Genomic DNA, 25,430 nt, shown 5'->3' with positions numbered 1-25,430 from the left:
TTCAGGGGCTGCCGCCGCGTCAGACCGGCACCAGGAAGTCGCGGCTGATGCCGATGCCCAGGTCGCCCACGCGGTCGAGGAACTGCGTGAGGAAGGCGTGCAGGCCGGTGGCGAGGATCTCGTCGATGCGACCAAAGCTCAGGTCGGCGCGCAGCCGGCCGGCGCGGCGCAGCGTCTCGCCGCTCTGCTCGTTGGCCACCATCTTCAGGTTGCCGACCACCTCGTCCATGCAGGCGGCCAGCGAGCGCGGCATGTCGGGCCGCAGGATCAGCAGCTCGGCCACCTTCTCGGGGCGGATCACGTTGCGGTAGACCTTGCGGTAGACCTCGAAGCCGGACACCGAACGCAGGATCGCGCTCCAGTAGTAGAAGTCGACCTCGACCGGCTCGCGCTGCTCGCGCACGCCGAAGAACTCGGACTGCGCGCCATGGAACTTCACGTCGAGCAGGCGCGCGGTGTTGTCGGCTCGTTCGAGGAAGGTGCCGATGCGCAGGAAGTGGAAGCTCTCGTCCTGCAGCATCGTGCCCAGCGTCACGCCGCGCGACAGGTGCGAGCGGAACTTCACCCACTCGAAGAAGTCGGCCGGGTCGCGCCGGAAGCTGCCGTTGGCGATCAGGCGCTTGAACTCCAGCCAGGTGGTGTTGGCGGTCTCCCAGACCTCGGTGGTCAGCGTGCCGCGCACCGCGCGGGCGTTCTCGCGCGCCGCGCGCAGGCAGGAGTAGATGCTCGACGGGTTGGACTCGTCGCACACCATGAACTCCATGACCTCGTGCGGATTCAGGCTGTCGTGCAGGCGGTGGTAGTCGTGCGTCAGCTCGCTGATGCTGAGCAGGCCGCGCCAGCCCTGCTCGGTGGCCTCGCTGGACTGCGGCAGCAGCGAGGTCTGGTAGTTCACGTCGAGCATGCGGGCGGTGTTCTCCGCGCGCTCGGTGTAGCGAGCCATCCAGAAGAGGTGGTCTGCGGTTCTTGACAACATGGTCGTGTCTCCTCAGGCCCGGCTCAGGCTTCGAGCATCCAGGTGTCCTTGGTCCCGCCGCCCTGCGACGAGTTGACCACCAGGGACCCTTCCTTCAACGCCACCCGCGTCAGGCCGCCCGGAACCATCTGCACCGTCTTGCCCGAGAGCACGAAGGGCCGCAGGTCGATGTGGCGCGGCGCGATGCCGCTCTCCACGAAGGTGGGGCAGGTCGACAGCGCGAGCGTGGGCTGCGCGATGTAGTTGCTCGGGTTCGCGACCAGCTGCGTGCGGAACTCCTCGATCTCCGCCTTGCTGGCGGCCGGGCCGACCAGCATGCCGTAGCCGCCGGCGCCGTGCACTTCCTTCACGACCAGTTCACCCAGGTGGGCCAGCACGTACTGCAGGTCCTCGCTCTCGCGGCACAGGTAGGTCGGCACGTTGTTCAGGATCGGTTTCTCGCCGAGGTAGAACTCGATCATCTTCGGCACGTAGGGGTAGATCGACTTGTCGTCCGCCACGCCGGTGCCGATGGCGTTGCACAGGTTCACGTTGCCGGCGCGGTAGACCGACAGCAGGCCGGCACAGCCGATCGTCGAGTCGGCGCGGAAGGCCTTGGGGTCGAGGAAGTCGTCGTCGATGCGGCGGTAGATCACGTCGACGCGGCGCGGCCCCTGGGTCGTGCGCATGTACAGGTAGTTGTCCTTGACGAACAGGTCCTGCCCCTCGACCAGCTCCACGCCCATCTGCTGCGCCAGGAAGGCGTGCTCGAAGTAGGCCGAGTTGTACATGCCCGGGGTCATGACCACCACGGTCGGCTCGGCCACGCCGGGCGGCGCCACGGCGCGCAGGGTGTCGAGCAGCAGGTCGGGATAGTGAGCGACCGGCGCCACGCGGTGGCTGCTGAACAGCTCGGGGAACAGCCGCATCATCATCTTGCGGTTCTCGAGCATGTAGCTCACGCCGCTGGGCACGCGCAGGTTGTCCTCGAGCACGTAGTAGTTGCCCGAGCCGTCGGGGTTGGCGGCCCGCACGATGTCGATGCCGGCGATCTGCGAGTAGACGTTGCCCGGTACGTCCACACCCATCATCTCGGGGCGGAACTGCGCGTTCTTGAAGACCTGCTCGCCCGGCACGATGCCGGCCTTGATGATCTCCTGGTCGTGGTAGACGTCGTGGATGAAGCGGTTGAGCGCGTTGACGCGCTGCTTCAGGCCCTTCTCCATCTCGCGCCATTCCTGCGCGGGAATGATGCGCGGGATCAGGTCGAAGGGGATCAGCCGCTCGGTGCCGGAGCCGTCCTCGTCTTTTGCGCCGTAGACCGCGAAGGTGATGCCGACGCGGCGGAAGATCATCTCCGCCTCGTCACGGTGCCCCTTCATGGACTCGAGCGGTTGCTGGGCCAGCCAGCGCTCGTAGCCGGCGTAGTGCTCGCGCACCTTGTCGCCGCTGGCATGCATCTCGTCGTAGAACTTCTTCATCGTGTCTCCCACGCTGAGACTGGAGCTAGCAGAGATTGTGCCAAGCAGCCATCCCGGCCCGTCGCGAACCGATCATGCCGCAGGCACCACGCGCGTCCCCACGCGCACATCGAGCTGGTGGCGGCCGCCACCACGGATCACGCCGCACAGCGGCGTCACGTCGGCATAGTCGCGCCCCAGTGCGAGGCGCACATGGGTCAGACCGGCCTCGCAGTCGTTGGTGGGGTCGAGTTCCAGCCAATCGGCCGAGCCGTCCTCGCGCGGCACCGCCACCGCCACCCAGGCGTGCGAGGCATCGGCCCCCTGCAGTACCGGCTGGCCCGGCGGCGGCTCGGTCAGCAGGTAGCCGCTGACGTAGCGGGCCGACAGGCCCAGCGCCCTCAGACTGCCGATCATCACGTGGGCGAAGTCCTGGCACACGCCACGCCGCTGCTCGAAGGCCTGCAGCACCGGGGTGCCGACCTCGGTGCTGTGCGGCGCATAGGTGAAATCGGCGTGCAACCGGTGCATCAGCTCGGTGGCCGCCTCGTCGATGCCGCGGCCCGGCGGGAAGGACGGCAGGGCCCAGTCGCGCAGCGCCGCGTGGTGCGGCACCAGCGTGGACGGGAAGGTGAACTCGACCGCCGCGTCCAGCGGGCGGCCCGACTCGTAGCGCCAGTGGGCGCGGCAGGCCTCCCAGGGCAGCGCCGCGGCGTCGGAGCGCGCGGTCGCATGGGCACGCACGCGGCTGGTGGCGCAGACCCGCAGGTGCTGGTGAGAGGCCGTCAGCGTGAACACGCGGCGGCTGTTGCCATAGACGTCGCGGTCGTCGTGCTGCTGCGCCGGCGCCGGCTCGATCTCCATCTCGAAGCCCAGCAGCTGTTGTGCCGCGTCGTCACGCGGCCGCAGCACGGCGATGTGCTGCGCCAGCTCGACCGGGCTGGAATAGCGGTACTCGGTGACGTGCACGACCTCCAGCTCGACCGGCCCGTGCAGGGCGTCGGCCGGGCGCGGCAGAGGCGCCGGCGGCTCAGACCGAAAGATGCTGTTCATGCAGGCCGGCGAGTGCGAAATAGCGTCGCCCCACGTCATCGGAGAGTCGCGCGCCGGCATCGGCCAGGCGGTCGGCGAGCGCCACCACCAGCTCGTCGTCGACCACCGCTTCCTGGCCCGGCCCGGCCTTGCGACACAGATCGACCAGCGTCGTGCCGACGCCGAACGGCGGCAGCAGGCCCAGCATCTCCTCCACGGAGCCCGCGCTGCCGGGCAGCTTGGCCAGCTCGGTGCGCAGGCGGCGCAGCACGCAGCCCAGTGCGCGGGGGTTGGCCGGGTCGATGACCAGCAAGTCGAGCAGCGCCAGCGCCTCCTGGCGGCCCGGGTAGCGCGCGCGGTAGGTCAGACTGCTGTCGAACAGGTCGAGCAGCAGGTCGAAGCCATGCGCGCTGTGCACCGCACCGTCCTCGAAGAAGCAGCGCAGCGTGCCGCTCATCGTGATCAGGCGCTCGGCCTGACGGCCGATCGTCAGCAGACGCCAGCCGTCGTCGCGCGTCATGCGGTCGCTCTGAGCGCCGGTGACCGCAGCGAGCTGGCTCGCGAGGTGCTCGAGCGCACCACGCATCGCGTCGGTGGCGAGCCCGGGCACGGCCGGGATCGCCCGCTCGTTCTCGCCTTCGTCGTCGTTGCCGGCAGGTACCGGCGTGAGCGCCCTCGTGACCCGGGCATGGAAGTCCTCGACCATCGAGCGGACCAGGCGCCCGTGCTCGGTCGACAGGCGCTCGCGCAGGGACCCGGCCACGCGGTCGAGCGCCGCCAGGTTGTAGGCGATGCTGTGGTGGTCTTCGGGGTCGGCCAGCGCGGCGACCACCGAGCGCTCGAACACCCGCGGCGACTGCGTCAGTGACGGCACGCCGGTCGGCGCCAGGCCGCTGCGCTGCGTCAGCTCGGAAATGGCGTCGAGCACCGCCGACGGCGTGTCGTCATCGTCCTCGACCAACGCCGCGGTGGCCAGCGCCAGACGCACCAGCTGCTCGGTGCGCTCGGTATAGCGGCCCATCCAGAACAGGTTCTCGGCGGTGCGGCTCGATACCGGCCGCTGGTGCACCGCGATCTCCTCCGGCCGCAGGCGCTGCGGCAGCATCGAGTAGGTATCGACCGCGCCCTCGCGCAGCACCCAGGTGTCGAGGCTGGCACCGCCGTGCTGCATCGACACGACGTGCGGATCGCGCGCGGCGATGCGCGTCATGCCGCCAGGCAGCACGCGGTAGCCACCGCGGCCGTCGGCGATGGCATAGACACGCAGCATCGCCGTGCGTGGCAGGAAGGCACCCGACTCCCACCACGGTGTCTGGGAGAACGGCAGGTAGCGCTGCAGCGTGTAGGCGTCGGGCTCGGCATCGATGCGCGCGCGCCATTGCTCGTGCGCGGCCGGCGGCAGCGTGCCGCCGATCTGCGGCTCGAAGCTGCGGCTTCGCACGCCCTGGTAGGTCGGCCGGATCACGCGCGCCGCCAGCTCGCCGCGGGTGGCTTGCCAGGCGGCGTCCTCGCCGCACCACCAGCTCGCGAGCGCCGGCAGCGCCAGCGGCTCGCCGAGCAGGCGCCGCGAGATCGCCGGCATGAAGCCCAGCACGCCCGGCGACTCGACGAAGCCGGTCCCCAGCGCATTGGCCATCACCAACCGGCCGGCACGCAGCACCTGCAGCAGGCCCGGCACGCCCAGCGCGGAATCGGCGCGCAGCTCCAGCGGATCGCACCAGATGTCGTCCAGCCGCCGCAGCAGGCCATGCACCGGCTCCAGGCCCTGCACGGTCTTCAGGTAGAGGCGGTCGTCGCGCACCGTCAGGTCGCCGCCCTCGACCAGTGGCAGGCCGAGGTAGCGGGCCAGGTAGGCCTGCTCGAAATAGGTCTCGTTGTAGGGCCCCGGCGTCAGCAGCGCGAGCCGCGGCGTGGCGCCGCCGTCGGCCGCGGCGATCACCGAGGCCGGGCCGAGCAGCGAGTCGAGCAGGCTGCGGTAGCTGGAGGCGATGTGCTCGACGCGCAGCTCGCGGAAGGCCTCGGGGAACTGGCGCGACACGATCAGCCGGTTCTCCAGCACATAGCCCAGGCCGGACGGCGCCTGGCTGCGCTGCGACACCACCGACCACTCGCCACCGGGCCCGCGCGCGATGTCGAAGGCCAGCACATGCAGCCTCACATCACCGGCCGGCACGACGCCGTGCAGCGGGCGCAGGTAGCTCGGGTGACCGAGCACCAGCGCCGGCGGCAGCAGGCCCTCGTGCAGCAGGCGCTGCGGGCCATAGCAGTCGGCCAGCATGGCCTCGAGCAGTCGGGCGCGCTGGGCGATGCCGGCCTCGATCACCTGCCAGTCGGCCGGCTCGATCAGCAGCGGCAGCACGCCCAGCGACCAGGGCCGCTTGATGCTCTCACCGCCGACACCGGCCGGCTGATGGACGTTGTAGGTGACGCCGTTGCGGTGGATCTGCTGCGCGATCTGGCCGGCGCGCCGGTCCAGGCCGCTCAGTCCGTCGGCGCCCAGCAGCTCGAAGAATCGCTGCCAGCGGTCGCGCAGCGCCTGCCCGGTGTCCTGCAGCAGCTCGTCGTAGTGGCCCGGGTCGGCCCGCCGCGCGGCGTGCAGCACGCCATGCAGCACCGCATCGGAATGCCAGCCGCCGGAAGCGTCGAATTCGAGCGAAGACTGCTGCACGGCGGCGGGATCGAGACTCAGAGGTGGCGCAGATCGAGGGTGAAGGGAAACTCGCGACTCGGTTGGGCCGGCTGGACCTTCATCCTGCCCGGCGTGTGGCCGAGCTTGAAGAAGCGCGCCAGCCGTCGGCTTTCGGCCTCGTAGGCGTTGACCGGGAAGCTGTCATGGTTGCGACCACCGGGATGCGCCACATGATAGCGGCAGCCCCCGAGCGAACGGCTCATCCAGGTGTCGACGACGTCGAAGGTGAGCGGCGCATGGCCGGGGATGGTGGGGTGCAGCGCGGACGGCGGCGCCCAGGCCTTGTAGCGCACCCCGGCCACGAACTCCCCGACCCGGCCGGTGGGCTGCAGCGGCAGCGACCAGCCGTTGACAGTGACGACGTGGCGGTTGCCGTTGAGGCCGGTGGCCTTGACCTCCACGCGCTCCAGCGACGAATCGACATAGCGCACGGTGCCCCCGGGCGCGCCCTCCTCGCCCATCACGTGCCAGGGCTCGAGCGCGGTCCGCACCGTCAGCTCGATGCCGGCCACCGTGACCTCGCCGATGATCGGGAAGCGGAACTCGAAGTGCGGCGCGAACCAGGCCGGATCGAACGCGAAACCGTCCTGGCGCAGTTCGGCCAGCACGTCGGCGAAATCCATCTGCACGAAGGTCGGCAGCAGGAAGCGATCGTGCAGCTCGGTGCCCCAGCGCGTGAGCCGCGTGGTGGTGCCGCCGGTGTAGGGCGTGTGCCAGAAGCGCGCGATCATCGCGCGCAGCAGCAGCTGCTGCACGAGGCTCATGCGCGCGTGCGGCGGCATCTCGAAGGCGCGCAGCTCCAGCAGCCCGAGGCGGCCGGTGGGGCCGTCCGGCGAGTACATCTTGTCGATGCAGAACTCGGCGCGGTGGGTGTTGCCGGTGACGTCGATCAGGATGTTGCGCAGGGTCCGGTCGATCATCCACGGCGGCACCTGGCCGAAGCGGGAGGTCTGGTTCTCGATTTCCTTCAGCGCGATCTCGAGCTCGAACACCTGGTCGTTGCGCGCCTCGTCGATGCGTGGCGCCTGGCTGGTCGGGCCGATGAACATGCCCGAGAACAGATAGGACAGGCTGGGGTGGTTGTGCCAGTAGGCCAGCAGGCTGGCCAGCAGGTCGGGCCGGCGCAGGAAGGGACTGTCGCCCGGCGTCGCACCGCCCAGCACGAAGTGGTTGCCGCCGCCGGTGCCGGTGTGGCGGCCGTCGAGCATGAACTTCTCGGTCGACAGCCGCGTCTCGTGCGCCGCCTCGTAGAGGAACTCGGTGTGGTCGACCAGCTGCTCCCAGCTGGACGCCGGGTGGATGTTGACCTCGATCACGCCGGGATCGGGCGTCACCTGCAGCATCTTCAGCCGCGCGTCGCGCGGCGGCGGATAGCCTTCCAGCACGAGCTTGATGCCCAGCGCCGCCGCCGTGGCCTCCACCGCGGCCAGCAGGTCGAGGTAATCGTCCAGCAGTTCCAGCGGCGGCATGAAGACGTAGAGGATGCCGCCGCGCACCTCGACGCACATCGCGGTGCGCGTGATCCACGCAGCCGACTCGAAGCGCGCCGGCGCATGCGTCAGACCGCGGCGGGCCGCGGCAGCGCGCGGCGAACCGCTCGCACCCGCGCCGAGGCCGGCACCCCCACCGGCCGGCAGCCCGGCCCCCGCTGCACCGCCCGGGCCGCCGGCATCACTCGCCGCTGTCCCAGACCGCGCCGAAGCGCCGCCGTCGCCTGCGGCGCCGCCGCCGTCCAATCCGGACGCATCGGCGTCGGGCCCACGAAAGGCATGCTCGCCGTACTGCGCCCGCAGCGCGGCCACCGAGCGCAGGCGTGCGGCCGGCGCGAAGGGATCGGCATCGATCAGGTAGGGGTAGTCGCCCTTCGTGACCCAGGGCAGCGAATCGAGCGGCAACCGGTAGCCCATCGGCGAATCCCCCGGCATCAGGTACATGCGTTCGTCACGGAAGAACCACGGGCCGGTGGTCCAGCTCGGTCCGGCCAGCCCGGGCGCGCCCGGTTCGCGCTTGATCGGCAGCATGTAGCCGACGACCTTGGTCAGCCCCTGGTCGAACACCTTGCGCAGGCGGGCACGCTCCAGTTCGTCGTCGAGCCGCGCATCGAAGGGGTCGACATTCACCGGCAGGCGGCGCTCGCGCCACAGGTAGTACCAGGTGTCCTCGTAGCCGGCCTGTATGTAGTCGGTGGCCAGGCCCAGCTTGCGTGCCAGCAGCTCGATGAAGGCCTTGGACTCGACCTCGCTGTAGCCGGTGGGCTGGCGCTCGTCGGCGAACAGCGTCGGGTCGATCCAGCACGGTTCGCCGTCGGCGCGCCAGAAGATGCTGAGCGCCCAGCGCGGCAACTGCTCGCCCGGGTACCACTTGCCCTGGCCGAAATGCAGGAAGCCGCCCTCGCCATAGCGCGCGCGCAGGCGCTGCACCAGCTCGTTGGCAAAGCCGCGTTTCGTCGGGCCGAGCGCGGCGGTGTTCCACTCGGCGCCCTCGCGGTCGTAGACCGACACGAAGGTCGGCTCGCCGCCCTGCGTGAGCCGAACGTCCTGCGCCTTCAGTTGCCGGTCGACCTGCTCGCCGAGCGACAGCACCTCACCCCACTGCGCCTCGGTATACGGCTTGGTCACGCGCGGCGATTCGTGGATGCGGGTGACGCTCATCGAGTGGGTGAACACCACCTCGCTCTCGTCGACGCCGCCCTCGACCGGCGCCGCGCTCGACGGCTCGGGCGTGCAGGCCACCGGGATGTGGCCCTCGCCGGCCATCAGGCCCGATGTGGGGTCGAGGCCGATCCAGCCGGCCCCCGGCAGGTAGACCTCGCACCAGGCGTGCAGGTCGGTGAAGTCGGCCTCGGCGCCGCTGGGGCCATCGAGGGCCTTCACGTCGGGCTTGAGTTGGATCAGGTAGCCCGACACGAAGCGCGCCGCCAGGCCCATGTGGCGCAGCGCCTGCACCATCAGCCACCCGGTGTCGCGGCAGGAGCCGGAGCGGTTCTCCAGCGTCTGCTCGGGCGTCTGCACGCCGGGCTCCATGCGGATCAGGTAGCTGATGTCGCTCTGCAGGCGCTGGTTCAGGCCGACCAGGAAATCGATGGTGCGCTGGGTCTTGCGCGGCACGCTGTCGACGAAGGCCTTGAAGAGCGGCGTCAGTTCGCCGGCCACGAGGTAGGGCGCGAGTTCATGCTTGAGGCCCTCTTCGTAGCTGAAGGGAAAGTTCTCTGCGCTGGGTTCGAGGAAGAAGTCGAAGGGGTTGTAGACCGACATCTCGGCGACGAGATCGACGGTGATCTTGAACTCGGTGGTCTTTTGGGGGAACACCAGGCGCGCGAGGTAGTTCGCGAACGGATCCTGCTGCCAGTTGACGAAATGATCGACGGGCTCCACCCGCAGCGAGTAGCTGAGGATGGGCGTGCGGCAATGCGGCGCCGGGCGCAGGCGGACCACCTGGGGGCCGAGCGCAACGCGCCGGTCGTAGCGGTAGTGCGTGACGTGGTTCAGCGCGACGTGGATCGACAAGAGACTCTCCTTCGGGGCGGGCAGTGCGTGCCGGTGTCAGTCGGTCGATTCCGGCCCGACAGGGTTAGCAACTTCCACGCCATTGTGCGTGCTGTCTGCGTCAGGATGATGCCAATAGCGCCGGACCCGTGGGCGCCAGCAGGCGGCGCCCGCCGGCCCGTAGTGCCAGGCGCCGCAGCGCGGGCTGTCGACCACCGAGATGCCTCGCTCGGCATAGCGTGCCAGCACCTCCGTCGCCGGATGGCCGAAGCGGTTGCGGTAGCCCGCCTGCACGACCGCCACGCGTGGCGCCACGGCGTCGAGGAAGGCGGCGCTGGACGAGGTCTTGCTGCCATGGTGAGGCACCAGCAGCACCTCGCTCGCCAGCGCCCCGCCATGCAGGGCCACCAGGCGCGCCTCCTGCTCGCGCTCCAGGTCGCCGGTGAGCAGCACCGTGTGCGCCCGCCCGCCCCAGCGGCCGCCGATCCGAAGCACGCAGCTCAGGGTGTTGGGTCGGGTCTTCACCTGCTCCGCCGCGGCCAGGGCCTCGGCCGTCGGGTGCAGCAGCTCGAACTGCACGCCCTCCCAGGTCCACTGCCGGCCCGCCACGCACGGCTCGCGGTCGACGCCCAGCGTGCCGGCCAGCGCCAGCAGGCCGTGACTCGCCTCGAGCGAACTCGCCAGGCGCGTCACCGGCAGGCCGCGCAGCACGGCGCCGGCGCCGCCCACGTGGTCGCTGTCGCGGTGGCTCAGCATCAGCAGGTCGAGGCGCTCCTCGCCCAGCGAGCGCAGCAGCGGCAGCAGCACCCGCCCGCCGGCATCGGACTCGCGCGCGTACTGCGGTCCGGTGTCGTAGAGCAGCGTGTGGCGCGCGGTGCGCAACAGCACCGCCGTGCCCTGGCCAACGTCGACCACCGTCATGTCGTAGGCGCCCTCCGCCGGCCGCGGCACGGCGGGCGCGAGCAGGGGCAGCAACAGCGGCAGGCCGAGCGCGCGCAACGTCCAGGGCAGCGGCAGCAAGGCGAGCGCGGCGCCGAGCAGGCCGCAGGCCGCGGCCCACGGTGTGGCGGCCGGCACGGACCACACCGCCCAGTCCGGCGTGGCGAGCCATTGCAGCCCGGCGTTCAACTGCGCCACCGTCCAGGCGGCAGGCCCCCATAGCGGCGGCAGCAGCACGCCCAACAGCGCCATTGGCGTGACGCCGAGCGTGATGACGGGAATGGCGACCAGATTGGCGGCGAAGCCGACCAGCGACAACTGCTGGAAGAACACCAGCGTCAAGGGCGCAAGACCCAGCGTCGCGATGGCCTGCGTGCGCAGGCCGCCCGACAGCAGCCGGGCCAGCCGCGCGGCGGCGCCCCGCCAGCGCAGCCGCGTCGGTGCGGTCGCCAGCCCGCTGCTGGCCGCGACGAGCCCGCGCGCCTCGCCCGAGGCCAGCAGCAGGCCGACGGCCGCGAAGGACAGCCAGAAGCCCGGCTGCAGCAGGGCCCAGGGGTCGATCGCGGTCACGACCACCATGGCCGCCGTCCAGACCAGCGGCCAGCTCCAGCGCAAGCCCGCGGCGCCCAGCACGACGACGCTGGCCAGCATCAGCACCGTGCGCTGCGCCGGCACGCCCCAGCCGGCGAACACCGCATAGGCGCAGGCCGCCGCCAGGCCGCCCCAGCGCGCCGCCAGCGGGGTCGGGCAGGCCGCCATTGCGCGGCGGCTGCGACGCCACAGTGCGCCCACGCCCAGGCCCGCGAGCCACGCGAACATCGTGACGTGCAGTCCGCTGATGGACATGAGATGCGCAACGCCGGTCTGGCGATAGAGCGCCCAGTCGTCGCGCTCGATCGCAGCCTGGTCGCCCACCGCCAATGCGGCCAGCACGCCGGCCGACGACGCATCGGCCACACGCGCAGTGATCGCGTCGCGCACCGATTGCCGCAGGCGATCGACGACATGGCCCTCGCCGTCTCCGAGCAGGCGGTTGGGCATGTCGCGCACCGCGCGCACCGAGCCGGTCGCGCGCACGCCCTGCTCGAAGAGATACAGCTCGTAGTCGAAGCCGTGCGGATTCGACAGGCCATGCGGGCGCTTCAGGCGCAGCGCGAGCTGCCAGCGCTGGCCGGCGCGCAGCGCCGGCAATTCGGGGCCGTCGGGTGAGGCGTACCAGCCGAGCGACAGGCGCGACGGCAGCTCGATCACGCGGTCGCCGATGCGCGCCGAACGCGGCTCGAAGTGGAAGCGCCAGGCCTCCGGGGAGCGCTGCGGCAGCCCGGCGATCACGCCGATCACGGCGAGGTCGCGCCCCTCGAGTTCGGCCGGCAGTTGCTCGGCCAGACGCCAGCCGGCGCGCAGGCCTGTCGCACCGAAACCCACCGCGGTCAGCGCGGTCAGGACGGCCAGCGTCAGCGCCTGGACGCGGCCTCGCAGCGGACCCCGACGATCGAAGCTGAACAGGAGCATCGACACCGCGAGGCCCAGCACCGAGAGTGCGGCGTAGTGGACCGGCAGCCACAGCTGCGCCTGCTGCAGTTGCAGGGACGATCCCAGCACCACGCCGGCACCGGCGGCCAGCAGGCGCAGGCCCGGCAGCGACGGAGACGAGGGCATCGGTCGAGTGTAGGAAGCCGCTGCGCCGATCGGCAGGCCCTCCACGACTGGGGTGACGGGCCGCGCGGTAGGATCGTCGCCCGCGAAAAGGAGCCTCCCCCATGTCGATCCAGCAACGCCTCAAAGACCTCGGCATCGTGCTGCCGCCGGTCGCCGTGCCGGCCGCCGCCTACGTGCCCTTCGTGCGCAGCGGCAACCTGGTGTTCCTGTCCGGCCACATCGCCAAGCGCGACGGCAAGCCGCACGTCGGGCAACTGGGCACCGACATGAGCACCGACGCCGGCAAGGCCGCCGCGAGGGCCGTCGCGATCGACCTGCTGGGCACGCTGAACGCCGCGGTCGGCGGCGACCTGGAGCGCGTGCTGCGCATCGTCAAGCTCATGAGCCTGGTGAACAGCTCGCCCACCTACACCGAGCACCACCTGGTGACCAACGGCGCCTCCGAGCTGATCGGCGAGGTGTTCGGTGCCGACCGCGGCGCCCACGCCCGCAGCGCCTTCGGCGTGGCCCAACTCCCGTTGGGCGCCTGCGTCGAGATCGAACTGATCGCCGAGGTGGCTGCGTGAGCGTTGCGACCGCGCGCCTGCCCCACGCCAGCGTGTTCCACCGGCTGCCGCGCGGCGTGCTCGCGCTGGTGGCGCTGGCCTGCATCACCGCGGTCGGCGGCGCGCTGGTCGCGCAGCACGTGTTCGGCATGCTGCCCTGCCCCTGGTGCATCTTCCAGCGTGTGCTCTACCTCGCGATCGCCGTGGTCGCGTTGATCGGCTGGGCCGCACCGGTGTGTGCGGTGACGGTGGTGACGAGTGGACTGGTCCTCGCGCTGTCGGTCGGTGGCATCGCATCGGCCGTGTTCCAGCACCAGGTCGCGGCCAAGGACAGCAGTTGCGCCTTCACGCTCGCGGATCGCTTCCTGAGCGTGACCGGCCTCGAGACCGCCGTGCCCTGGCTGTTCCAGGTGACGGCCACCTGCGCCGAGGCGGCGTCCGCCCGGTTGCTGGGCCAGCCCTTCGAGGTGTGGAGCGGCCTGCTGTTCGCATCGATCGGGCTCACGGCGGCGCTGCTGCTGTGGCACCGCAGGCTGCGCGCCTGATCCCGGTCAAGACCCGGTCACGCGCGGGGACTATGCTGGTCGCCGAGGCGCAGTGCTGCGCCGTAGGAGATCGGCCATGACCCCCTGGCATCGCTTCTGGTTTCCCGACGGCGACAGCGTGCCGTCGCCCACGCGGGACGCGGCGCTGTGGACGCCGCAGGCACTCGCCGAGTCGCAGCGCGTGCTGTGGCAGCAGGCCGCCGAGGCGACCGAGGCCTGGTGGCGCTACTGGCGCCTCGCCTGGCCTGCCCTGCCGGGCGTGATGCCGGCGCGGCCCGTCGTGCCACCGAGCCCGCTCTCCGCGATGCCGCTGCGCGTGGCGTCGACCCCTGCCACGCCGCATGGCCGCAGCGTGGCGCACAAGCGCCCCGCGACGCCGACCGCCGCCTCTCCCTCAGCCAGACCACGCCGGGCTGCACGCGGCAAGTGAGCGGCGCCGGCAGCCGCCGGCAACCGCTCAGGCGCGCAGCAGCCAGGTCGGCTTGAAGCCGAGGTCGGCCGGCTTGCCCTTGCGCGCCCGCGCACCCTTGTAGACGGCCACCGCCGCCGCGCCGAGCGTCTCGTCCTTGGCCTTGCCGCCACGTCCGCTGCCCAGCACGCGCAGGGTCTTGTCGAACGCGGCCACGCTGACCAGCGCGTCCTTGGTCTCCAGGTCCATCAGCGTCAGCCCGCGGCCGCCCTTGGGCTGCAGCTTCAGATCATCGAGCGCGAACACCAGCAGGCGACCGCCGAGGCTGAGGCAGGCGATCTGCGCCGCGGCATCGGCACGGCTGGGCGGCAACGGCTTCTCGCCCTCGGCCAGCGTGAGGAAGCCCTTGCCGCCGCGCTGGCGCGACTGCAGATCGCCGGCCTTCGCCAGCAGGCCGTAGCCGCCGGTGTTGGCGAGCAGCAGCGTCGCGTCGGCCGGGCCGGCGAAGTAGTGCTGCGGCTGGGTGCCGGATTCGAGCTCGATCATCGACGTGATCGGCTGCCCGTCGCCGCGCGCACCGGGCAGGCCGCTGACGGCGACCGAGTACACGCGCCCGTTCGAGCCGAACACCAGCAGCGTGTCGACGGTGCGGCACTCGAAGGTGCCGTACAGCGTGTCGCCGGCCTTGAAGGCGAAGGCCGCGGCGTCGTGGCCATGGCCCTGGCGCGCGCGCACCCAGCCCTTGCTGCTGATGACCACCGTGACCGGCTCGTCGACCACCTTGACCTCGGCGACCGCCTTCTTCTCGGCCTGGATCAGCGTGCGGCGTTCGTCGCCGTGCGCCTTGGCATCGGCCTCGATCTCCTTCACGACCGTGCGCTTCAGCGCGGCCGGGCTGTTGAGAATCTCCTCGAGCCGCCCCTGCTCCTCGCGCAGGCTCTTCAGCTCCTGCTCGATCTTGATGGCCTCCAGCCGCGCCAGCTGGCGCAGCCGGATCTCGAGGATGTCCTCGGCCTGCCGGTCGCTGAGCCGGAAGCGCTCGATCAGCGCCGGCTTGGGTTCGTCGGCGTTGCGGATGATGCGGATCACCTCGTCGATGTTCAGCAGCACCAGCTGCCGGCCTTCGAGGATGTGGATGCGGTCCAGCACCTTGCCGAGGCGGTGGCGGGTGCGGCGCTGCACCGTCTCGAGCCGGAAGCCGATCCATTCGGACAGCATCTGGCGCATCGACTTCTGCGTCGGCCGGCCGTCGGCCCCCACCATCGTCAGGTTGATCGACGCCGAGGTCTCCAGGCTGGTGTGCGCCAGCAGCACGTTGATCAGCTCCTGCTGCTCGACGGCGCGGCTCTTGGGCTCGAACACCAGGCGCACCGCAGCTTCCTTGCCGGATTCGTCGCGCACCGCGTCCAGCACGGCGAGCACGGTGGTCTTGAGCTGCGTCTGCTCGGCACTCAGCGCCTTCTTGCCGGCCTTGACCTTGGGGTTGGTCAGCTCCTCGATCTCCTCCAGCACCTTCTGCGCGCTGGTGCCGGGCGGCAGTTCGGTGACCACGAGGTTCCACTGGCCGCGCGCCAGGTCCTCGATCTTCCATTTCGCCCGCACCTTCAGCGAACCGCGGCCGCTGCGGTAGGCGTCGCGGATGTCGGCCTCGGCACTGATGATCTGGCCGCCGCCCGGGTAGTCGGGGCCGGGCAGCAAGACGAACAGCTCGTCGTCGGACAGCTTCTCCTGCTTGATCAGCGCCACCGCGGCCGCGGCCACCTCGCGCAGGTTGTGGCTGGGGATCTCGGTCGCCAGGCCCACCGCGATGCCGCTCGCGCCGTTCAGCAGCACGAAGGGCAGGCGCGCGGGCAATTGCTTCGGCTCCTGCGTGGAGCCGTCGTAGTTGGGGATGAAGTCGACCGTGCCCTCGTCGATCTCGTCGAGCAGCAGCCGCGTGATCGGCGCGAGGCGTGCCTCGGTGTAGCGCATCGCCGCCGCGCCGTCGCCGTCGCGCGAGCCGAAGTTGCCCTGGCCGTCGATCAGCGGGTAGCGCTGCGAGAAGTCCTGCGCCATGCGCACCAGCGCGTCGTAGGCCGCGGTGTCGCCGTGCGGGTGGTAGCGGCCCAGCACGTCGCCGACGACGCGCGCGCTCTTCATCGCCTTCGGGCCGCCGGCGGTGGTGAAGGCCAGACCCAGCCGTTCCATCGCATAGAGGATGCGGCGCTGCACCGGCTTCTGGCCATCGCACACGTCGGGCAGCGCCCGGCCCTTGACGACGCTCAGCGCGTACTCGAGGTAGGCGCGCTCGGCATAGTGGGCGAGGGTGATGGCGTCGCCGTTGTCGCCGCCGGCAGCATTCAGTTCCAGTTGATTCATCTCGTTCTCGATCGTGAGCCGTCGTCAGACCCGCAGGGTGCGACCCCTCACACATCCACCTCGACCGCATCGCCGTGCAGTTCCATCAGCTCGCGCCGCGACGCGGCCTCGCCCTTGCCCATCAGCTTGTTGAACGAGCCTTCGGTCTGGCCGAAGTCGAGCAGGCCCCAGCTCACCGGCAGCAGGCGCCGCGTGTCGGGATTGAGCGTGGTGTCCCACAGCTGCTCGGCGTTCATCTCGCCGAGGCCCTTGAAGCGGCTGATGGTCCAGCTCGTCTCGCGAGCGCCTTCCTTGCGCAGCTTGTCGAGGATGGCGGCGAGCTCGCCCTCGTCCAGCGCGTACAGCTTGGCCGCCGGCTTCTTGCCGCGCGCCGGCGCGTCCACACGGAACAGCGGCGGCTTGGCGATGCAGATGTGGCCACGCTCGATCAGCTTGGGGAAGTGCCGGAAGAACAGCGTCAGCAACAGCACCTGGATGTGCGAGCCGTCGACGTCGGCGTCACTCAGGATGCAGATCTTGCCGTAGCGCAGACCCGACAGATCGGGCTCGTCGGCGGCGCCGTGCGGGTCGACGCCGATCGCCACCGAGATGTCGTGGATCTCGTTGTTGGCGAACAGGCGGTCGCGCTCGACCTCCCAGGAGTTGAGCACCTTGCCGCGCAGCGGCAGGATGGCCTGGGTCTCCTTGTCGCGGCCCATCTTGGCGCTGCCGCCGGCCGAGTCGCCTTCGACGAGGAAGAGTTCGTTGAGCGCAACGTCGCGGCTCTCGCAGTCGGTCAGCTTGCCCGGAAGCACGGCCACGCCGGAGCCCTTGCGCTTCTCGACCTTCTGGCCGGCACGCTGGCGTGCCTGCGCCTGGCGGATCACCAGCTCGGCCAGCTTGCGGCCGTGCTCGACGTGCTGGCTCAGCCACAGCTCGAAGGCCGGCTTCACGTAGGTGGACACCAGCCGCAGCGCGTCGCGCGAGTTGAGCCGCTCCTTGGTCTGGCCCTGGAACTGCGGGTCGAGCACCTTGGCGCTCAACACGAAGCTGGCGCGCGAGAACACGTCGTCGGGCATCAGCTTCACGCCTTTCGGCAGCAGCGAATGCAGGTCGATGAAGCCCTTGACGGCCTGGAACAGGCCGTCCTTCAGGCCCGACTCGTGGGTGCCGCCGGCCACCGTGGGGATCAGGTTCACGTAGCTCTCGCGCACCGCCTGACCGTCCTCGGTGAAGGCCACGCACCAGGCCGCGCCCTCACCCTCGGCGAAATTCTCGGTCTCGCCTTCCTCGGCGTAGTGCGCGCCCTCGAACAGCGGAATCACCGGGTCGGCCTGCAGCGTCTGCATCAGGTAGTCGCGCAGCCCGCCTTCGTAGCGCCAGGTCTGCACCTCGCCGCTCTTCTCGTGCGTGAGCGTCACGCTCACGCCCGGCATCAGCACTGCCTTGCTGCGCAGCAGGTGCACCAGTTCGTTCCTCGGCAGCTCGGCGCTCTCGAAGTACTTCGGGTCGGGCCAGACCCGCACGCTGGTGCCCTGCCGGCGGTCGGCGGCGCCGGCCTTGCGCGACGCGACCGGCTCGATCACGTCGCCGCCGGCGAAGGCCAGGGCCGCGACCTTGCCCTCGCGGAACACCTCGACCTGCAGCCGCGTCGACAGCGCATTGGTCACGCTGACGCCCACGCCGTGCAGCCCGCCGGAGAAGCTGTAGGCACCGCCCGCACCCTTGTCGAACTTGCCGCCGGCGTGCAGCCGCGTGAACACGATCTCGACCACCGGCACCTGCTCCTCGGGGTGCAGGCCGAACGGGATGCCGCGACCGTCATCGTCGACGCTGACCGAGCCGTCGGCATGCAGCGTCACCGCGATGCGCTGACCGTGCCCGGCGAGCGCCTCGTCGGCGGCGTTGTCGATCACTTCCTGCACGATGTGCAGCGGGTTGTCGGTGCGGGTGTACATGCCCGGCCGCTGCTTCACCGGCTCCAAGCCCTTGAGCACGCGGATGGACGATTCGCCGTAACGGCCCGGCGAAGAAGGTTTGGTTGCCATGGGCGAAGATTCTAGGGAGCCGTCGCGCGCGTACCGGCGCGCGGGCTTACCACAGTGGCCGGGCGGGCCGGGCGAAGGCGGGCGGCCAGCGTCGAAACTTGAAATTCGTGACAATCGTTCGATGACCTCGACGACCCGCGCACCGCAGACCCTCTCGATGACCCAGGTGCTGCTGTGCGGTGCCGCCATCGTGACGCTGTCGATGGGCATCCGCCACGGCTTCGGGCTGTGGCTGCAGCCGATCACGATGGACCGCGGCTGGTCCCGGGAGACCTTCGGCCTCGCACTGGCGATCCAGAACCTGAGCTGGGGCCTGGTCGGTCCGTTCGCCGGCATGCTGGCCGACCGCTACGGCGCCTTCAAGGTGCTGGTGGCCGGTGCCGTGCTCTACGCCGGCGGGCTGGTGCTGATGGCGCTGGCCACGTCAGGCCTGGCTTTTCACGGCAGTGCCGGGCTGATGATCGGCATGGCCCAGGCCGGCTGCACCTATGCCATCGTCTACGGCGTGATCGGTCGCAACGTCGCCCCCGAGAAGCGCTCGTGGGCGATGGGCATCACGGCTGCGGCCGGCTCGTTCGGCCAGTTCCTGATGGTGCCGGTGGAAAGCGGCTTGATCTCGGCCTTCGGCTGGCAGGAAGCCCTGATCCTGCTGGGTTGCGCGGCACTGGCCATCGTGCCGCTGGCCTTCGGCTTGAAGGAACCGAAACTCGCCGCGCCCACCGGCGCGCAGCAGAGCATCGGCGAGGCCGTGAGCGAGGCCTTCGGCTACCGCAGCTTCCAGTTGCTGATGGCGGGCTACTTCGTCTGCGGCTTCCAGGTGGTCTTCATCGGCGTGCACATGCCGAGCTACCTGAAGGACCACGGCCTGTCGCCTCAGGTGGCGACGACGGCACTGGCGCTGATCGGCCTGTTCAACGTGTTCGGCACCTACGCGGCCGGCGTGCTGGGCCAGCGGCTGGCCAAGCGGCACATCCTGGCGAGCATCTACGCGCTGCGTTCGCTGGCCATCATCGCCTTCCTGGCCCTGCCGCTGACGCCCGCCTCGGTGTACGCGTTCTCGATCGCGATGGGCCTGCTGTGGCTGTCGACGGTGCCCACCACCAATGCGGTGGTCGCGCAGATCTTCGGCATCAAGCATTTCTCGATGCTGGGCGGCTTCGTCTTCCTGGCCCACCAGATCGGCAGCTTCCTCGGCGTGTGGCTGGGCGGCAAGCTCTACGACGCGACCGGCAGCTACGACGTGGTGTGGTGGATCGCGGTCGCGCTCGGCGTGTTCGCCGCGCTGATCAACCTGCCGGTGCGGGAGACCGCGATCACGCGCGGCGGCGTCCCGGCGCCGGCATGACTCGCGGGGTGCCACGGCGATGAAAGCCCTCTCCTGCAAGCGATTCCTGATCTGGGCCGCGTCCGCTGCCGCCCTGAGTGCGGTGTTCCTGGCCTACCTGCAGCCCGACCTGATGGTCGATCTGGCCAACCGCGTATGGAGCTGCTTCTAGCATGGGCTTGACCGCGCTGCACGGGGGGCTGGCGGCGTCGCCCTGGGTGGAACGCTGGACGCGCACGCTCCCGGCCGGCCAGCGCGTGCTCGACCTGGCCTGCGGTTCCGGCCGGCACCTGCGCTGGCTCACGGCCCAAGGGCAGCGCCTCACCGGCGTGGACCGGGACGCGACCGCCCTCGAGGGCCTGGCAGCCGCCTGCCCGCAGGCCGAGCTGATCACCGCCGACATCGAGTCCGGCCCATGGCCGCTGGAGGGCCGCGCCTTCGATGTGGTGATCGTCACCAACTACCTGTGGCGGCCGCTGCTGCCGGCGATCCTCGCCTGCGTGGCCACCAACGGCCGGCTGATCTACGAAACCTTCGCGCTCGGCAACCAGACCGTCGGCAAGCCGTCGAACCCCGACTTCCTGCTGCGCCCGGGCGAGCTGCTCGACGCGGTGCGCGGCGCCGGCGCCGGCTGGCGCGTGCTGGCCTACGAGGACGGCACGCTGGAGTCGCCGCTGCGCTTCGTGCAGCGCATCGCCGCCGTGCGGGAGGCCGAGCCCGGCGCGTCGGCCTCGGACCAGCCACCGCGTTATCCCTTGTAGCCACCGCGTCAGCCTCGTTACTGCGGCTGGCTAAAATCCCGGGATTCAGAGGACTTCCCATGAAACCCATCGTTGGCAGCATCGTCGCGCTCGTCACGCCGATGCACGAGGACGGCAGCGTCGACTATCCCGCGCTGCGTCGCCTGATCGACTGGCACATTGCCGAAGGCACCGACTGCATCGGCGTGGTCGGCACCACCGGCGAATCGCCGACGGTCACGCCCGAGGAGCACTGCGAGATCATCCGCGTGGCGGTCGAGCATGTCGCCGGCCGCGTGCCGGTGATGGCCGGAGCCGGCGCGAACTCCACGCGCGAGGCCATCGAGCTGAGCCGCTACGCAAAGCAGGTCGGCGCCGACTGCACGCTGCAGGTCGTGCCCTACTACAACAAGCCCACGCAGGAAGGCCAGTACCAGCACTTCCGCAGCATCGCCGAAGCGGTGGACATCCCGGTGGTGCTCTACAACGTGCCCGGCCGTACCGTGGCCGACATGTTGCCCGAGACGGTGCTGCGGCTGGCCCAGGTGCCCGGCATCGTCGGCCTGAAGGAGGCCACCGGCAACATCGAGCGCGCGTGCTGGCTGATCAAGCAGGCGCCGAAGGGTTTCTCCATCTACTCCGGCGACGACCCGACCGCGGTGGCGCTGATGCTGCTGGGTGGCCATGGCAACGTCAGTGTGACGGCCAACGTCGCGCCGCGTGCAATGCACGAGCTGTGCGTCGCGGCGATGGCCGGTGATGCGAAGCGAGCCGCCGAGATCCACCTGGCGCTGTTGCCGCTGCACAAGCAGTTGTTCTGCGAACCCAATCCGATTCCGGTGAAGTGGGCGCTGCAGCGCATGGGCCGCTGCGGCGGTGCACTGCGCCTGCCGCTGACGCCGCTGAGTGCGGCGCTGCAGCCGGTGGTCGAGCAGTCGCTGCGCGACGCCGGCCTGCTGTGACGCTTCGGCGCCCGGAACGGTACCGCTGCTTCACCCACAACGCCTTGCGCTCCCCTGCCCCGCCGCACCGGCGGCCTGCCCAGCCCGATCCCCGGAGAAGCCTCCCGTGAGTTTCCAAAGTCGATTCAACGTTCCTGCCCGCCTGCTGCTGATCGCGGTGGCGTCCGGCCTGTCGGCCTGCACGATCAACAATGCGCTGGAAGGCGACAAGGTCGACTACAAGACCAAGGGAGCGAAATCGGTCTCGCTCGAGATCCCGCCCGACCTCACCCAGCTCTCCCCCGACCAGCGCTACCAGACGGCCAGCGGCACGATCAGCGCTTCGACGCTGCAGACGCCTTCGCCCAACAGCTCGGCGCCCACCGCCGCCGGCACGGCCGCGAGCGTCGCGCCCAGCGTGGTCGGCGATGTCCGCCTCGAGCGCGCCGGCAGCCAGCGCTGGCTGGCCACTCGCCAGACACCAGAGCAGCTGTGGCCTCAACTGCAGGCCTTCTGGCAGGAGCGCGGCTTCCAGCTCGATCTCGAACAGCGCGACACCGGGCTGATGGAAACCAACTGGGCCGAGAACCGCGCCAAGCTGCCGCAGGACATCATCCGCGGCACGATCGGCAAGGTGTTCGACTCGGTCTACGACACCGGCGAGCGGGACCGCTTCCGCACCCGTCTGGAGCGCACGCCCGAGGGTGGCACCGAGATCTACATCAGCCACCGCGGCATGGTCGAGGTCTACACCAGCGAGCGCAAGGACTCCACGGTATGGCAGCCCCGCCCGGCCGACCCCGATCTCGAGGCCGTGATGCTGTCTCGCCTGATGCTCAAGCTCGGCGCCAAGGAAGAGCAGGCCAAGGCTGCGGAAGCTGCCGCGGCGGCCGCCTCGGCCGCTCCGGTGCCGCCCGCGGCCCGTGCACGGCTGCTGGCCGGCGCTGGCACCGGACTGCAGGTCGACGAGGGCTTCGATCGCGCCTGGCGGCGTGTCGGCCTCGCATTGGATCGCAGCGGCTTCACGGTCGAGGATCGCGACCGCGCCCAGGGCCTGTACTACGTGCGCTACATCGACCAGGCGCAGGCCGCCAAGGATGAGCCCGGCTTCTTCAGCAAGCTGTTCGGTGGCGGCAAGAAGGACACGGCGGCACAAGGTGGCCTGGCGCGCTACCGCATCGCGGTGAAGAGCCAGGCGGATTCAACGCTGGTGACGGTGCTCAACAACCAGGGCGGCTCCGAGACGGGTGATGCCGCGCAGCGCATCCTGGAACTGCTGGCGACCGACCTGAAGTGACGACGACGGCCTGAACGGCGGAGGCTGCTGTCGCCGCCATGCGCTTTTGCAGCCTCGGCAGCGGCAGTACCGGCAATGCCACGCTGGTGGAGGCCGGCGCGACCCGCCTGCTGATCGACTGCGGCTTCACGCAGAAGGAGCTGTTGCTGCGGCTTGGCCGCCTCGACCTCGACCCGTCCGGCCTCACGGCCCTGTTCATCACCCACGAGCACGGAGACCACGTCGGCTGCGCGCTGAGTCTGGCCCGGCGCCACCGCCTGCCGCTGTGGATGAGCCGCGGCACCTGGCGCGCGATCGGCGCCCCCGAGCTCGACGACGACCTGCTGCACTTCGTGAGCGACGGGGCTCCCGTCGCGGTGGGGGATCTCGAACTGTCGCCCTACACCGTGCCCCACGATGCCGCCGAGCCGTTGCAACTGAGCTGCACCGATGGCCAGCGCCGGCTGGGCGTGCTCACCGATGCCGGCTCGATCACGGCGCACCTTCTGGGTGCATTGCAGGGCTGCGACGCCCTGCTGCTGGAGTGCAATCACGACCGGGACCTGCTGGCGAACTCGAGCTACCCCGCCTCGTTGAAGGCCCGTGTCGGCGGGCGCCTGGGCCATTTGGCGAACGACACCGCCGCCGAGGTGCTGGCAGCCTGCCGGCACGCCAAGCTCCGCCATGTGGTGGCCGCCCATCTGAGCGAACAGAACAACCGTCCGGATCTGGCCTCCGCCGCACTGGCCGGGGCGGTCGGCACCGACGCCGCCGACATCGTGGTAGCCAGCGCGCGCCGGGGTTTCGACTGGCTGGACCTGGCCTGAGCCGCTTCGCGCAGCCGCCGGACGAAAAAAAGCCGCCCCGAGGGGCGGCTTCCTGAAGCGAGGAGCGTCCGGAGCCCGAGCCCCGCCGCCCTCCTACTTGCACTTACTTCTTGGCAGCGTCGATAGCGGCCGAAGCAGCAGCACCGGCAGCCGAAGCCGCGTCCGCAGCGCCCGCGGCGGCACCGGCAGCCGCCGAAGCAGCTGCGTCGGTCGCAGCGGTGGCAGCCGACGCAGCAGCGTCAGCCGCAGCACCCGCCGCAGCCGAAGCCGCGTCGGTGGCCGCCGAGGCGGCCTGCGCGGTCGCCGACGCAGCAGCGTCGACGGCGGTCGCGACTTCTTCCTTCTTGCCGCAAGCGGCGAGGGCGGCAGCAGCGATCAGCGTGGCAAGCAGGAGCGATTTTTTCATCATGAGGTCCTCAAACGAAGGGTTCAAATAACACCGGTGTGGCGGAACCCGCCGAACGACGTCGAGTTCCTGACAAAGACCAGGGCCGCTCGAGCAGCCCCATGCCTAGCCCAAGAGTGTATCCCGAACATGGTGCATACCCTCATAGACCCAAGGTCGTGACAGGGAAGCTGTCGTCGGCTCGTTGCGAAAGCGCCTCAACGAGTTCTCGACAGGACACCAGATCCGCGGTCTCGCGGTAGACCCGGCCCCGGTAGCGCTCGCCATCGTGCAAGCGGACGGCCACGCGTTCCGGTGCGAACAGCAGCGTCGGCAGTTTATCGGCCACTTCTTCGTGGACTGCCAGGCACTGGACGATGTGCGACCACTGCCGACGCCAATGAACCCAGCGCGGGAAACGCTGCGCGAAGCCCTCGTAACCGGCGGCCAGCACGGTCAGCTGGCGTCGCGAACTGGCCCAGCGTGTCAGCGCCTCGATCACCGCCGGCTGCCCGAGCGGCCACCGCGCGAAGTCCCGATCGCACAGCCAGAGATGCCGTGCGCCGGCCTCCGCGCACTCGTCCAGCGCGGACAGCACGGCCTGGCCGAAGCCCTCGCGGGTGTCGATCACCTGGGTGCCGCCGGCGGGCGCCGAAGCGCCCTCCTGCGGTGTATCGGTCGGTTCAGCAGCCATCTTCATCTCCCACGACCTGCAGCCAGCCGTCTTCGGCCCACTGCGTCAGCAACTCCCGTGCAGGCTCGCTGGCCCGCTCCAATTCGCGTGTCGACAACGCACGGCGGTCGGCGAGCCGGCGCATCAGAGCGGCATCACGCCCCGCGGCGCGCCAGGATTCGCCATTCACGAACACATGGCCCGCGTCGTACATCATGCGCGTGCGCGGATCCAGGCGCACGCCTGCATCGATCGACCGCACCTCCGCCGGCGGCGCGAACCAGACGCGCGGCTTCGGCTCGGTGAGCGCCTCGCCGAGCGCCGCCTGCAGTGCCCGCGGATCGCGCAGCGCACGCGACACCGCGTCGACCGCAAAGCGCTGCAGCGCCTCGGGGATGCGCCCCGGCGCGTCGGTCGCCGGCTGGGCCGCGTCGCGGTACAGCACGCGCGGCGCGTCGTCCTCGCGCTCGAGCAGCCGAGCCAGCACCTCGCGCGCCAGTTCGCCGCGCGCCGGGGCCCGGAAGCCGATCGATGCGGTCATGCACTCGCCGTCGGCCACCCCGTCGTGCCCCCAGCCGGGCGGCAGGTAGAGCATGTCGCCGGGTTCGAGCAACCGCTCCTGCTGCGGCTCGAAGTGCGCCAGGATCTTCAGCGGCAGATCCGGCCGCAGCGTGTCGTCGCCCGGTGGCGCGATGCGCCAGCGGCGACGACCCTGCACCTGCAGCAGAAACACGTCGTAGGAGTCGACATGCGGGCCGACACCGCCGCCATCGCTGGCCCACGACAGCATCAGGTCGTCGAGCCGCGCTTCGGGCACGAAACGGAACATCGACAGCAGGTCGCGCGCCGCCGGCACGTGCAGGTCCAGGCCTTGCACCAGCAGCGTCCAGCCGGCCTGCGCAACGGGCGGCAGCGCCCGGCGCGGCAGCGGCCCGGAACGCAAGGTCCAGCGATCGCGCTGCCGCACGATCAGGCGCGACTCGACATCCTCGCTGCCGGCCAGTGCGAACAGCGCGCCGCGGTCCAGCGGAGGGCGCACGCCAGGCAGTGCCTGGCGGATCAGCAGCGGCCGCTTCTGCCAGTGGCGGCGCATGAAACGGCGTGGGCTCAGGGCACCCAGCAAGGGCGTCGGCGCGTCGATGGCGGGCAGCAGGGACATGG

20 protein-coding genes are annotated in these 25,430 nt (G+C 70.5%); 9 read left to right on the top strand and 11 right to left on the bottom strand.

Going from position 1 to position 25,430, the window contains the following annotated elements:
• Nucleotides 1-19: 19 nt before the first annotated feature.
• From C1M51_RS15465 to C1M51_RS15440, 6 genes are all read right to left on the bottom strand, one after another.
• Nucleotides 20-976: an alpha-E domain-containing protein gene (locus C1M51_RS15465; RefSeq protein ID WP_129451180.1), complete on the bottom strand. Its 957-nt coding sequence runs from the start codon at nt 974-976 to the stop codon at nt 20-22.
• Between the two features lie 23 nt (nt 977-999).
• Entirely contained in the window at nt 1,000-2,436 is a 1,437-nt protein-coding gene (locus C1M51_RS15460; RefSeq protein ID WP_129451178.1) for a circularly permuted type 2 ATP-grasp protein, read from the bottom strand.
• Between the two features lie 72 nt (nt 2,437-2,508).
• Nucleotides 2,509-3,468, bottom strand: coding sequence for a transglutaminase family protein (locus C1M51_RS15455; protein WP_129451176.1), 960 nt, complete (start codon nt 3,466-3,468; stop codon nt 2,509-2,511).
• Nucleotides 3,446-6,115 (bottom strand): circularly permuted type 2 ATP-grasp protein, encoded by a 2,670-nt coding sequence (locus C1M51_RS15450; protein ID WP_129451174.1) that lies wholly within the window; start codon nt 6,113-6,115, stop codon nt 3,446-3,448. Before C1M51_RS15450 ends, C1M51_RS15455 begins: the two co-directional genes overlap by 23 nt.
• 17 nt (nt 6,116-6,132) lie before the next feature.
• Nucleotides 6,133-9,642 carry a DUF2126 domain-containing protein gene (locus C1M51_RS15445; protein WP_129451172.1) on the bottom strand — a complete coding sequence of 1,170 codons (3,510 nt, stop codon included), beginning with the start codon at nt 9,640-9,642 and terminating at the stop codon, nt 6,133-6,135.
• A 36-nt stretch (nt 9,643-9,678) separates the two neighbouring features.
• Nucleotides 9,679-12,219: a DNA internalization-related competence protein ComEC/Rec2 gene (locus C1M51_RS15440; RefSeq protein WP_129451170.1), complete on the bottom strand. Its 2,541-nt coding sequence runs from the start codon at nt 12,217-12,219 to the stop codon at nt 9,679-9,681.
• A gap of 101 nt (nt 12,220-12,320) precedes the next feature.
• Here C1M51_RS15440 and C1M51_RS15435 point away from each other — a divergent pair, with 101 nt between their 5' ends.
• The 3 genes from C1M51_RS15435 to C1M51_RS15425 all read left to right on the top strand — a co-directional run bounded on the left by C1M51_RS15435 (nt 12,321) and on the right by C1M51_RS15425 (nt 13,739).
• Nucleotides 12,321-12,785 (top strand): RidA family protein, encoded by a 465-nt coding sequence (locus C1M51_RS15435; protein ID WP_129451168.1) that lies wholly within the window; start codon nt 12,321-12,323, stop codon nt 12,783-12,785.
• On the top strand, nt 12,782-13,309 hold the full coding sequence (locus C1M51_RS15430) for a disulfide bond formation protein B (RefSeq protein WP_129451166.1): 528 nt from the start codon (nt 12,782-12,784) through the stop codon (nt 13,307-13,309). Before C1M51_RS15435 ends, C1M51_RS15430 begins: the two co-directional genes overlap by 4 nt.
• 76 nt (nt 13,310-13,385) lie before the next feature.
• Nucleotides 13,386-13,739: a hypothetical protein gene (locus tag C1M51_RS15425; protein ID WP_129451164.1), complete on the top strand. Its 354-nt coding sequence runs from the start codon at nt 13,386-13,388 to the stop codon at nt 13,737-13,739.
• A 27-nt stretch (nt 13,740-13,766) separates the two neighbouring features.
• Here C1M51_RS15425 and parC read toward each other — a convergent pair whose 3' ends face one another.
• On the bottom strand, nt 13,767-16,076 hold the full coding sequence (parC, locus tag C1M51_RS15420; RefSeq protein WP_129451162.1) for a DNA topoisomerase IV subunit A: 2,310 nt from the start codon (nt 16,074-16,076) through the stop codon (nt 13,767-13,769).
• Between the two features lie 47 nt (nt 16,077-16,123).
• Complete coding sequence (locus C1M51_RS15415) at nt 16,124-18,103, bottom strand: DNA topoisomerase IV subunit B (protein ID WP_129451160.1); 1,980 nt, start codon at nt 18,101-18,103, stop codon at nt 16,124-16,126.
• 121 nt (nt 18,104-18,224) lie between these two features.
• Between C1M51_RS15415 and C1M51_RS15410 the strand changes: the two genes are divergently transcribed.
• From C1M51_RS15410 to C1M51_RS15390, 6 genes are all read left to right on the top strand, one after another.
• Entirely contained in the window at nt 18,225-19,448 is a 1,224-nt protein-coding gene (locus tag C1M51_RS15410; protein ID WP_129451158.1) for an MFS transporter, read from the top strand.
• Between the two features lie 19 nt (nt 19,449-19,467).
• Nucleotides 19,468-19,599 carry a hypothetical protein gene (locus C1M51_RS19340; RefSeq protein WP_256360032.1) on the top strand — a complete coding sequence of 44 codons (132 nt, stop codon included), beginning with the start codon at nt 19,468-19,470 and terminating at the stop codon, nt 19,597-19,599.
• A 1-nt stretch (nt 19,600) separates the two neighbouring features.
• A complete protein-coding gene (locus tag C1M51_RS15405; RefSeq protein WP_129451156.1) occupies nt 19,601-20,188 on the top strand; it encodes a bifunctional 2-polyprenyl-6-hydroxyphenol methylase/3-demethylubiquinol 3-O-methyltransferase UbiG in 588 nt (195 codons plus the stop codon).
• A gap of 59 nt (nt 20,189-20,247) precedes the next feature.
• Nucleotides 20,248-21,129: a 4-hydroxy-tetrahydrodipicolinate synthase gene (gene dapA / locus C1M51_RS15400; RefSeq protein ID WP_129451154.1), complete on the top strand. Its 882-nt coding sequence runs from the start codon at nt 20,248-20,250 to the stop codon at nt 21,127-21,129.
• A gap of 106 nt (nt 21,130-21,235) precedes the next feature.
• A complete protein-coding gene (gene bamC / locus C1M51_RS15395; protein WP_129451152.1) occupies nt 21,236-22,405 on the top strand; it encodes an outer membrane protein assembly factor BamC in 1,170 nt (389 codons plus the stop codon).
• Between the two features lie 38 nt (nt 22,406-22,443).
• On the top strand, nt 22,444-23,211 hold the full coding sequence (locus C1M51_RS15390; RefSeq protein ID WP_129451150.1) for an MBL fold metallo-hydrolase: 768 nt from the start codon (nt 22,444-22,446) through the stop codon (nt 23,209-23,211).
• A 103-nt stretch (nt 23,212-23,314) separates the two neighbouring features.
• Here C1M51_RS15390 and C1M51_RS15385 read toward each other — a convergent pair whose 3' ends face one another.
• The 3 genes from C1M51_RS15385 to C1M51_RS15375 form a co-directional block, all read right to left on the bottom strand.
• Entirely contained in the window at nt 23,315-23,617 is a 303-nt protein-coding gene (locus C1M51_RS15385; RefSeq protein ID WP_165349706.1) for a hypothetical protein, read from the bottom strand.
• A 142-nt stretch (nt 23,618-23,759) separates the two neighbouring features.
• Entirely contained in the window at nt 23,760-24,290 is a 531-nt protein-coding gene (locus C1M51_RS15380) for a hypothetical protein (protein WP_129451146.1), read from the bottom strand.
• Nucleotides 24,280-25,428, bottom strand: a complete 1,149-nt coding sequence (locus tag C1M51_RS15375) for a JmjC domain-containing protein (RefSeq protein WP_129451144.1) — start codon at nt 25,426-25,428, stop codon at nt 24,280-24,282. The genes C1M51_RS15380 and C1M51_RS15375 overlap by 11 nt, the downstream gene beginning before the upstream one ends.
• Nucleotides 25,429-25,430: the final 2 nt, after the last annotated feature.

Source organism: Methylibium sp. Pch-M (assembly GCF_004136295.1).
GTDB classification, from domain to species: domain Bacteria; phylum Pseudomonadota; class Gammaproteobacteria; order Burkholderiales; family Burkholderiaceae_C; genus Methylibium; species Methylibium petroleiphilum.
The sequence above is the reverse complement of the archived record's forward strand: the minus strand, read 5'-3'. Positions and strand labels throughout refer to the sequence as shown.